Source organism: Burkholderia sp. IT-111MI5, from assembly GCF_949752865.1.
GTDB classification, from domain to species: Bacteria; Pseudomonadota; Gammaproteobacteria; order Burkholderiales; family Burkholderiaceae; genus Burkholderia; species Burkholderia pyrrocinia_C.
Genome location: NZ_CATKIF010000006.1, coordinates 157,696 through 166,574, shown reverse-complemented (window position 1 = coordinate 166,574; position 8,879 = coordinate 157,696). Strand labels below are relative to the sequence as shown.

General features: G+C 64.2%; 9 protein-coding genes. 6 read left to right on the top strand and 3 right to left on the bottom strand.

Going from position 1 to position 8,879, the window contains the following annotated elements; translation table 11 throughout:
• Window positions 1-259 precede the first annotated feature (259 nt).
• The 4 genes from ACM6JT_RS05665 (at window position 260) to ACM6JT_RS05650 (ending at window position 4,068) form a co-directional block, all read left to right on the top strand.
• Window positions 260-1,477 carry a DUF2863 family protein gene (locus tag ACM6JT_RS05665; protein WP_072440672.1) on the top strand — a complete coding sequence of 406 codons (1,218 nt, stop codon included), beginning with the start codon at window positions 260-262 and terminating at the stop codon, window positions 1,475-1,477.
• 212 nt (window positions 1,478-1,689) lie between these two features.
• Complete coding sequence (locus tag ACM6JT_RS05660) at window positions 1,690-2,526, top strand: response regulator transcription factor (protein ID WP_034184910.1); 837 nt, start codon at window positions 1,690-1,692, stop codon at window positions 2,524-2,526.
• 74 nt (window positions 2,527-2,600) lie between these two features.
• Window positions 2,601-3,275 carry an energy-coupling factor ABC transporter permease gene (locus ACM6JT_RS05655; RefSeq protein ID WP_034184909.1) on the top strand — a complete coding sequence of 225 codons (675 nt, stop codon included), beginning with the start codon at window positions 2,601-2,603 and terminating at the stop codon, window positions 3,273-3,275.
• Window positions 3,276-3,414: 139 nt separating this feature from the next.
• Complete coding sequence (locus ACM6JT_RS05650; protein ID WP_034184908.1) at window positions 3,415-4,068, top strand: BspC domain-containing protein; 654 nt, start codon at window positions 3,415-3,417, stop codon at window positions 4,066-4,068.
• Between the two features lie 82 nt (window positions 4,069-4,150).
• Here the strand turns inward: ACM6JT_RS05650 and ACM6JT_RS05645 are convergent, their stop codons facing one another.
• Both ACM6JT_RS05645 and yaaA read right to left on the bottom strand, forming a co-directional pair.
• Window positions 4,151-5,305: a M14-type cytosolic carboxypeptidase gene (locus tag ACM6JT_RS05645; RefSeq protein WP_414856087.1), complete on the bottom strand. Its 1,155-nt coding sequence runs from the start codon at window positions 5,303-5,305 to the stop codon at window positions 4,151-4,153.
• Between the two features lie 137 nt (window positions 5,306-5,442).
• Window positions 5,443-6,225: a peroxide stress protein YaaA gene (gene yaaA / locus ACM6JT_RS05640; protein WP_414856086.1), complete on the bottom strand. Its 783-nt coding sequence runs from the start codon at window positions 6,223-6,225 to the stop codon at window positions 5,443-5,445.
• 57 nt (window positions 6,226-6,282) lie between these two features.
• On the opposite strand from yaaA, the gene ACM6JT_RS05635 reads away from it, so the two are divergent.
• Window positions 6,283-6,780, top strand: coding sequence for a putative toxin-antitoxin system toxin component, PIN family (locus tag ACM6JT_RS05635; protein WP_105393869.1), 498 nt, complete (start codon window positions 6,283-6,285; stop codon window positions 6,778-6,780).
• 33 nt (window positions 6,781-6,813) lie between these two features.
• Window positions 6,814-7,986 carry a pyridoxal phosphate-dependent aminotransferase gene (locus ACM6JT_RS05630; RefSeq protein WP_414856085.1) on the top strand — a complete coding sequence of 391 codons (1,173 nt, stop codon included), beginning with the start codon at window positions 6,814-6,816 and terminating at the stop codon, window positions 7,984-7,986.
• 44 nt (window positions 7,987-8,030) lie between these two features.
• Here the strand turns inward: ACM6JT_RS05630 and ACM6JT_RS05625 are convergent, their stop codons facing one another.
• Entirely contained in the window at window positions 8,031-8,687 is a 657-nt protein-coding gene (locus ACM6JT_RS05625) for a glutathione S-transferase (protein ID WP_414856084.1), read from the bottom strand.
• Between the last annotated feature and the right edge of the window lie 192 nt (window positions 8,688-8,879).

Here is an 8,879-nt window from a genome sequence, read left to right as displayed (position 1 = left end):
TTCATCTTCGTGTGCTGCTCGGGCTCGCTACCACCAACCCCACAACAGCACCACTTCCCTCTCCCGCGCCGCGTTTCCGTTAGCGCGAAAGAGGCGTGATTCTATGCACCCCGCGTCGATCGCGCAAGGGGTTCGATGCAACTTTTTTACAAAAGCCGCAATTTGGCCGTCCGGCCATGCCAGGGCACAAGACCGCTTATGGTGCAAAGAACGGACTAGAATGTGAGGTTCTTCGCCCCTTTCTATATACGTCTTTAATATGCGCCAGCGAATCGCCAAACGCCTCCCCCCCGATGCCGACAAACTGGTCGGTCTGTCGCTTGCGCTCTTCGCCTCGGGCAGCCGCATCGAGGATCGCTTCTGGGAAGCGAAGCTCGACGCGCTGCTCGCCAAGATAGTCCGCAACGGCAACCAGACTACGCTCGACGCAGCTCTCGACCATCTGCAGCAGAATCATCCCGACGCCTACGGCGCACTCGCCGACATGGCCGAGACCCACAGCGAGTCGATGGTGATCGAGCACGACGGCCAGCCGTACGATGCGCTGCTGGTCGCCGTCCCGGTTCTCGCATGGACGCGCTACATGATTCCATCGGGCCCGCTCAAGGGCGACGTGGCCGACGCGCTGCGAACGCACCTGCAGGCTCATGTCCTTGCGAACGGCACGCTCGTCGGGCTTGCCCCGTTCCTCTACAGCATCGACCAGTTGCCGCGGCATCACGTCGAGACCTACCGTCTTGCCCAACAGCTCGCGCATGCGGCAATCGGCCAGCACACGCCCAAGCTCAGCTTCGGTGACCTGCCCGAAACCTCGCCAATCCTGGCCGACCCGCGCTTCCTGCTCGCCGTCGTCGCTGCGCCCGCCGGCGCGCCGCTGTTCCGCTGGCAGGAAGAAGAAGGCGGTAGCCGGATCGAGCGCGGTCAGTGCCTCGAACAATGGACGGCCCAGGGCGGCCCGAATCTGTCGATCGCGCTGCCTGGATGCGAGTTCGAGTGCCTGCTTCCGGACGCGTACTACTCGGCCTGCCGCGATGCGGACGAACGCATTCGTCCACACACGGTGCGAACCGCCATTCGTTATCTTTTCGACACACTTGGTACGGCACCGCAGGAGCTGCGCGCGGTGGTCGCCGGCTTCGGCGAACGCCGTATCGACGAGTATCGTGTCGGCTTCACTCGGCGTGCGAGCAACGACGTAATCTACGGCGTCGTGTGGCCGCTCTACGGCCGTGAAAACGGCGACGTGTCGATCGACAGCGCGACGCTCGAAGGCGAGGCGCCGATCGAAGGGCCGCTCGAGGAAATCGTCAGCCTGTTGAAGGAATGCGGTGTAACCGACGTCCGACGGCACGCGGGCCGCTTCGAACCCGAATACTGCGACGACTGCGGCGTGCCGCTTTACGCAGATCCGCTCGGCGAAATCGTCCACGCGGAAATGCCGGAAGACGCCTCGCCCGCCCAGCCGCACTTCCACTAACCTCTCGCAGCAGGCCCGAACGGCCTGCCCTCCCGAAGCCGCTCCCGGTTCCCGCCGGAGCGGCTTTTTTCTTGTCCTATATTCCGTCGCTCAAAATTTCAGACTTTTCCTAAGCCTTTCAGCCAAGCAGACATCGTGTAAGGTCTTTGTCATTATCGGGGCCAACGCATGCCCGACAGCAGATCAATGACCCACCCTTACGGAGGTTGAATATGCGGTTCCTGGTGCTTTACTCAGACGCCGAACGGCGTGACGGACTGAAGGCCCTGTTGCGACAGATCGACCGCCACGCCAGCATCAACGATGCACCCGACAGCTTCCAGGCGCGCCGGCTGCTGCGCACCCAGCGTTTCGACCTCGTCGTAATCGACTGGCTGGACGTCGGCCGGCTAAGCGAGCTGCAGGCACTTTGCAGCGCCTGCTCGCCGACGCCCGCGGCCGTAATGATCGACGAAGCCTCGCCGGAGGCCATCCAGCGCTTCTTCAACTATGGCGTCGCAGGCGTGATCCCGCATTCCACGCGGCCGTACCTGATCGTGCGTGCGCTCGAGATGGTGCTGCTGGGCGGACACTACATCCCGCCGATCGCGCTCCGCCTGCTGCCATCCACAGCCGCAGCGCGCCACGAGGCCCATTTCCAGTCACTCGCCGGATCGCTGCCCCGCCGCCCGCCGAGCGGCCTGTTGTCGCCGAGGCAAGCGCAGATCATGCGCTTCGTCCACATGGGCAGCACGAACAAGATGATCGCCCGCACGCTCGGCATCAGCGAAGGCACCGTGAAAATCCACCTTGCCAGCATTTTCCAGCAGCTTGGTGCCGTCAACCGCGCCGCCGCGGTCGCGATCTACAACGGCTGGCTGTCGCCGCACCTCGAAGTGCTGCTGGCGAATCGCAACCGCACGCGCAAACCGGCCATCGGCGAGCGCGGCACCGTTCCACTACGCACGCCACGGAACGATCATCGGTACCCGTTGCCAGCCGCGCATGCCGGCACGCAGGATCTGCCGCTCGCGGCCGAGCCGCGGGCACGGTTCCGGCGCGAGCGCTAGCAGACAGTCTCGATATTGCGACGGTCGACATGTGCGGATTCCCACCTTTGATGCTCAACGAGTAATATGAACGCATGGGTTTTCTTTTCACACCGCTTCCGCTCTGGGTTGGCATCGGTGGCTGGATCGCCGCCGTGGCCCTGCTCACGCTCGCGATCTGGAATCGCCCCTTCGTGCGCCTCCAGGACGCCACGCTCCAGCACGTGTGGCTCGCGCTCGTCACCGCAATCGCGGTCCTCTGGGCCTCGAATGCGTGGCTCGAAGATGGCATCGTCATGCATCTGCTGGGCGCAACGCTGCTCGTCACACTGTTCGACTGGACGCTTGCGCTGATTGCGATGGGCGCCGTCACGGCGGTGGCCGCGATCATCTTCGACGCGCCGTGGCAGGGCATTGGCCTGACCTATCTGATCTACGGCGCGCTGCCTGTCGCCGTGTCGGCGTTGCTGCAGCGCGCCGCGCTCGCATGGCTGCCGCACAACCTCGCGTCGTTCATCATCGGCCAGGGATTCCTGTCGCCGGCCATCGCGATCATCGCGGTCGCAGCAGCAGCAGCCGGTGTCCAGCTCGCCCTCGCGGATGGCGTGCCTGTCGTGATTCCTGCCGGCTATCTGTTGAACACCGCGCTGCTCGCGCTCGGCGAAGCGTGGTTCACCGGCATGGCGACTGCGCTCATCGCCGTCTATCGCCCTGCGTGGGTCACGACCTTCGACGTCCGGCGCTATCGCCTCGGCGGCCCGCGCGCCTGAAACTCCTTCGGATCGAGGCACCGTCAGCACGTGCCGGCGACATTTTCCGCAGCGCGGGAGAATAGGCCATCTACTGCCGCACAACTTTTTTACGCTAAGATTGAACTCCTGTTCTTAATCGGGCATCTATACGTGCCCGATGTCTCCTTCGCTCCTCACCAATAACCAGATGGACAGCTCACCTGCCTCGCTCCGGATTCTCCGGGCGCTCGGCAAGCTGGCAGCCTGTGTCGCGGGCCTGTCGCTTGCGCTTCCGACACCGGTATTCGCCGACCTGCTCGATCAGCGCTCCGAACTGATCAACAAATTCGTCAACGAAATGCATGCCGATCCGCTCGCGGCCGATTGTGCGGCGCACGGCAGCTTCATCGCCAGCACGTCGTCGGCCTTCGACCGCGTCGACTTCGCGCCGAACGCATTCGACAGCGGCAACGCGACGATCACGCCGTGGAACGACTCGTTCGACCAGGGCAAGCAGCGCGTGAAGGTCGACAACATCGTCACGGTCGATGGACTCGGCGTCCACAGCGACGGCAGCGACCCGACGCCGCTGAAATTCCGTTGCGGTTATGTCGGCCAGCAAATGCTCGCGTTCAGCTGGAACGACCCCGTTCCGCCGCTGAAGCCGCGCGTCGAGCGCTCCACGTCTTCGACGAAGAAGTTCAAGGGCAAATCGCACCGGGGCAAGGCAAAAGCGAAGGCATCGGGCCGCACCGGCAAGAAGGCCGTCGCAACGAAGAAATCAGGCGGCCAGAAGAATGCCGTGAAGAAGAAAACCGCGAAGAAGTCCTGATACGACGGAGCGGCAACGACAGAAGCAAAAAAGCCGGGGCATCCTGAGATGCCCCGGCTTTTTTCATGCGACGACGATACGCCTACGCGAACGTATCGACGTGCACCAGGATCGCGGCCAGCATCGCTGCGCCAAGCGCCGCGCTGCGCTCACCGTTCCAGCCGACACGCTCGTCTGGCAGGTTCGCGTTGTCCTTGAACGGCATCTCGAGCGTCAGCGACAGGCAGCCGAACTGGTGGCCGATGTACTTCGACGCGAGCTTGAGCGCGTCCTCCTTGTACTTGCTCGCCGCATAACCATGCTCGGTCTGGAAGTCGGGGCTCGCGACCTTGAACGCGTCGATGAACGCGGTCTGCTCCTTGCCCTGCTGCTCGGTAAAGCTCGGCAGCATCTCCGAACCGGCAACGAACACGTACGGCAGATCCTCGTCGCCGTGAATGTCGAAGAACATGTCGCAGCCGATCGCGTGGATCGCGTCGCGCACGGCCAGCACCTCGGGGCTGCGCTCGGCATCGGGCATCATCCATTCGCGGTTCAGGTTCGCACCTGCCGCATTGGTGCGCAGGTTGCCATGCACGCTGCCGTCCGGATTCATGTTCGGGACGATGTAGAACGTCGCGCGATCGTAGAGCTTGCGCGCGACCGGATCGCCGGCCCAGTCGCCCCATCCGGCCAGCCGCTTGACGAGGCCTTCGACGAACCACTCGGCCATCGTCTCGCCCGGATGCTGACGCGCGATGATCCACACTTTCTTCTTCGGCGCGCCGTCGGTTTCCGGCGTGCCGAGCGTCAGCAGCGACATCGGGCGGCCTTCGACCGTGCGGCCGAGTTCGACGACGCTTGCCTGCGGCAACTGCTGGACGGCACCGAGAAATGCCGCGTGACGCTCTTCCGAGTACGGTTCGAAATACGCGTAGTAGATGCTGTCGAACTCCGGCGTATGGTCGATAGTCATCGTCTTGCCGTCGAACGTCGTCGGCACGCGGAACCAGTCGACCCGGTCGTAGCTCGCCACCGCGCTGTAGTTGCGCCAGCCGGACGGATACGCGCATTCGGCGGCATTCTCGAACGTCATCACGCACCGCTCGCCGCGCGCGCCCGTCAAGCGGTAGTAAAACCATTGCGCGAATTCCGAGCGGCTGTCGCCGCGCACGCGCAGCCGAATCGCCGCGGGGCTGTCGCACGACACGACGCCGATTGCGCCTGCGTCGAAATTGCTGGTGATCGAAAGGGTCATCTGTTTCTCCAGTGTCGACCTGAGTTAGTGCTTCAGCATTTACTCAGGTCCCATGCAAAGCTGTCGACCGGAACGGGCGGTATACCGCTTGCCCGGCCTCATGCATGCGCCGGCCATCTCATGAACGGCCGGCATGGTCACTCGCCGACTCGCCGGCGATATACGTAAGTCGAATCGTTCGACGCCGCCGCGTCGAACGCATAGCCTTCCGTCGCAAACGCCTTCAGCGCCTTCGGCTCGGTAATACGGTTCTCGACGATAAAACGCGCCATCAGGCCGCGCGCGCGCTTCGCATGGAAGCTGATGATCTTGTAGCGGCCGCCCTTCCAGTCCTCGAACACCGGCGTGATGACAGGCGCGGCCAGCAGTTTCGGCTTGACCGACTTGAAGTATTCGGTCGACGCGCAGTTGACCAGCACGCGCGCCGAGCCGCTACGCGTCTCGAGCTGCTCGTTCAGTGCCCGCGTGATGCGGTCGCCCCAGAACGCGTACAGGTCCTTGCCGCGCGCGTTCGCGAAGCGCGTACCCATCTCGAGCCGGTACGGCTGCAGCAGGTCGAGCGGGCGCAGCAGCCCGTACAGGCCCGACAGCACGCGCACGTGCTGCTGCGCATAGTCGAGATCGGCGAACGACAGCGATTTCGCATCGAATCCTTCGTAGACGTCGCCATTGAACGCCAGCACGGCCTGCTTCGCATTGGCCGGCGTAAAGGTCGGCGACCAGTCCGCGTAGCGCTGGAAGTTCAGGCGCGCGAGCGGATCGGAGATATCCATCAGCGTCGCGATGTCCTGCGGCGAAAGCTTGCGCAGGCCGTCGATCAGCTCGGACGCGTCGTCGACGAATGCAGGCTTCGTGTAAGACTGGACGTGCGCGGGCGTATCGTAGTCGAGGGATTTGGCGGGAGAGAGAACGATTATCATAGAGGCTCGCTGGCACGCCGTGCCTTGCGGTCAGACGAAAACCACCGATTGTAACGAATGACCAGCTCCCTCGCCCCGCACGTCGCGCACCGCGTCGTGCTCGACTCGAACGTCTGGATCGACATCCTCGTATTCGACGACCCCGCTACGCGCCCGATCCGGGCCGCGCTCGAACGCGGCGCGCTTGCCGCCGTGATCGACGGCCGCTGCCTGACCGAACTCGAGTACGTGCTCGATTATCCGCAGTTCCAGGCGCGTGCGATCGACAAGGCCGCCGCGCTCGCGACGGTCGCCCGCCTCGCGAGCCTCGTCGAGCCGCCGCCCGTCGACGCCGACGCGCCGCCGCTGCCGAAGTGCAAGGACCGCGACGACCAGAAGTTTCTCGAACTCGCCCGCGCTGCGCAGGCCGAGTGGCTCGTGTCGAAAGACCGTGCGCTGCTGAAGCTCGCGAAGCGCACCGCACGCGACTTCGGTTTCCGGATCGCGCAACCCGCGCCGTTTGCCGAAGCCTGCGCGCTCGACGCCGCATCGACCACTCCTGCCACGCCGGCCTGACGCACGCGGCGGCACCCGATTTCGACCGTATCGATGAACGCTCCTTCAGACATGCCAACGACTCCCGTTTTCCCCTCGCGCCTGCCGAATGTCGGCACGACGATCTTCACGGTCATGAGCGCGCTTGCCGCCGAAAAAGGCGCCGTGAACCTCGGCCAGGGCTTCCCGGATTTCGATTGCGATCCGCGCATCGTCGATGCGGTCGCGGCCGCGATGCGCAACGGGCACAATCAGTATCCGCCGATGGCCGGTGTCGCACCGCTGCGCGACGCGATCGCCGACAAGATCGCGCACGTCTACGGCCGGCGCTACGATCCGGCCGCCGAGATCACGGTGACGGCAGGCGCGACGCAAGCGCTGCTGACGGCAATCCTGTGCGCGGTGCATCCGGGCGACGAAGTGATCGTCGTCGAACCGACCTATGACAGCTATCTGCCGTCGATCGAACTCGCAGGAGGCAAGCCGGTATTCGTCACGCTGGAAGCGCCCGACTACGCGATCCCGTTCGACCGTCTCGCGGCCGCGATCACGCCGAAAACGCGCATGATCCTGATCAACACGCCGCATAACCCGACGGGCACCGTGTGGCGCGAGGCGGACATGCGCAAGCTCGAGGACATCGTGCGCGGCACCAACGTGCTGATCCTGTCGGACGAGGTCTACGAGCACATGGTCTACGACGGCGCGCGCCACGAGAGCGTCGCGCGCTATCCGGAACTCGCCGCACGCAGCTTCATCGTGTCGAGCTTCGGCAAGACCTATCACGTGACGGGCTGGAAGGTCGGCTATGTCGCGGCGCCTGCCGCGCTGACCGCGGAATTCCGCAAGGTCCACCAGTTCAACGTATTCACGGTGAATACGCCGATGCAGATCGGGCTCGCCGATTACCTGCGCGACCCGGCACCGTACCTGACACTCGCCGGCTTCTACCAGAAGAAACGCGACTTCTTCCGCGCAGGCCTCGAGCGCACGCGCTTCAAGCTGCTGCCATGCACGGGCACGTACTTCCAGTGCGTCGATTACTCGGCGATCAGCGACCTGCCCGAAGCGGAATTCTCGAAGTGGCTCACGTCGGAGATCGGCGTGGCCGCCATTCCGGTGTCGGCGTTCTATCACGAGCCGCACGAATCGGGTGTCGTGCGTTTCTGTTTCGCGAAGCAGGAAAGCACGCTCGCATCCGCGCTCGAACGGCTCGCCCGACTGTAAGTTCCGCGCGGGCGGCCGCGCGCCGCCCTGCCGGAAAATCGCGCTTACGAACGCGCGCCGCTCGTCGCGTCGACATATGCCTTGCGTTCGGCGGCCACGCGCTGCGCGGCGGCACGCTCACCGACCTTCTTCGCATGAGCCTTCCAGTCGATGCCTGCATCGAGCAGGAAGTCGCGTCCGAACACGGCCTTCGTCGCCATCCCGATGACCGGCAGATGGATCGATGCGGCGATGTCCGCGAGGCTGAACGACTCGCCGAGCACGTACGGCGAAAACTGCGTCATCTGCTTGAACGCATCGATCGCGCGCGGCAGGCGCTTCTCGACGTGTGCCTTCATTCCGTCGCTGACCTTGCCGCCGAAAAACGCTTCCGTATAGACCTCGCGCGCCATCCATTCGAGATACAGCTCGAGCGTCTCGACCAGCTCGCGCACCTTCGCCGCCGCGAACGGCCCCGCAGGGAAAATGGCTTTCTCGGGATAGCGCGCCGCCAGGTACTCGATGATCACCTGCGACTCGAACAGCGCGCCCTCTTCGGTCTTCAGGAACGGGATCTTGCCGAGCGGCGAATCGGCGAGCTGGGCCGGATCGCAGATCGGCAAACTGCACACCGACTCCTCGAACGGAATGTCGTGCTCGAGCAGGACGAACTTCACCTTGTTGTAATAGTTGGACAACGGAATACCGCACAGCTGTAGCATCGGAGTCTCCTTCCTTGCGAGAGCGCGGCCGCAACGATGCCGGCCGCACCGGGATTCATCGCGCTGAAAAGCACGTTCGTGCTAGTCTAAAACAGTTTCACGTCCGTCACGACAACATTACATCCGCTGCGGCAGCAGCGCTGCCGGTCCGCGCGACGCGCGCAGCGCCGCAGCCTCGCCATCCGATGGAGA

What these genes read in the sequence shown, in the direction of transcription:
- ACM6JT_RS05665 (WP_072440672.1), top strand. Translation starts at nt 260, where the DNA reads ATGCGCCAGCGAATCGCCAAACGCCTCCCCCCCGATGCCGACAAACTG.
- ACM6JT_RS05660 (WP_034184910.1), top strand. Translation starts at nt 1,690, where the DNA reads ATGCGGTTCCTGGTGCTTTACTCAGACGCCGAACGGCGTGACGGACTG.
- ACM6JT_RS05655 (WP_034184909.1), top strand. Translation starts at nt 2,601, where the DNA reads ATGGGTTTTCTTTTCACACCGCTTCCGCTCTGGGTTGGCATCGGTGGC.
- ACM6JT_RS05650 (WP_034184908.1), top strand. Translation starts at nt 3,415, where the DNA reads ATGTCTCCTTCGCTCCTCACCAATAACCAGATGGACAGCTCACCTGCC.
- ACM6JT_RS05645 (WP_414856087.1), bottom strand. Translation starts at nt 5,305, where the DNA reads ATGACCCTTTCGATCACCAGCAATTTCGACGCAGGCGCAATCGGCGTC.
- yaaA (WP_414856086.1), bottom strand. Translation starts at nt 6,225, where the DNA reads ATGATAATCGTTCTCTCTCCCGCCAAATCCCTCGACTACGATACGCCC.
- ACM6JT_RS05635 (WP_105393869.1), top strand. Translation starts at nt 6,283, where the DNA reads ATGACCAGCTCCCTCGCCCCGCACGTCGCGCACCGCGTCGTGCTCGAC.
- ACM6JT_RS05630 (WP_414856085.1), top strand. Translation starts at nt 6,814, where the DNA reads ATGAACGCTCCTTCAGACATGCCAACGACTCCCGTTTTCCCCTCGCGC.
- ACM6JT_RS05625 (WP_414856084.1), bottom strand. Translation starts at nt 8,687, where the DNA reads ATGCTACAGCTGTGCGGTATTCCGTTGTCCAACTATTACAACAAGGTG.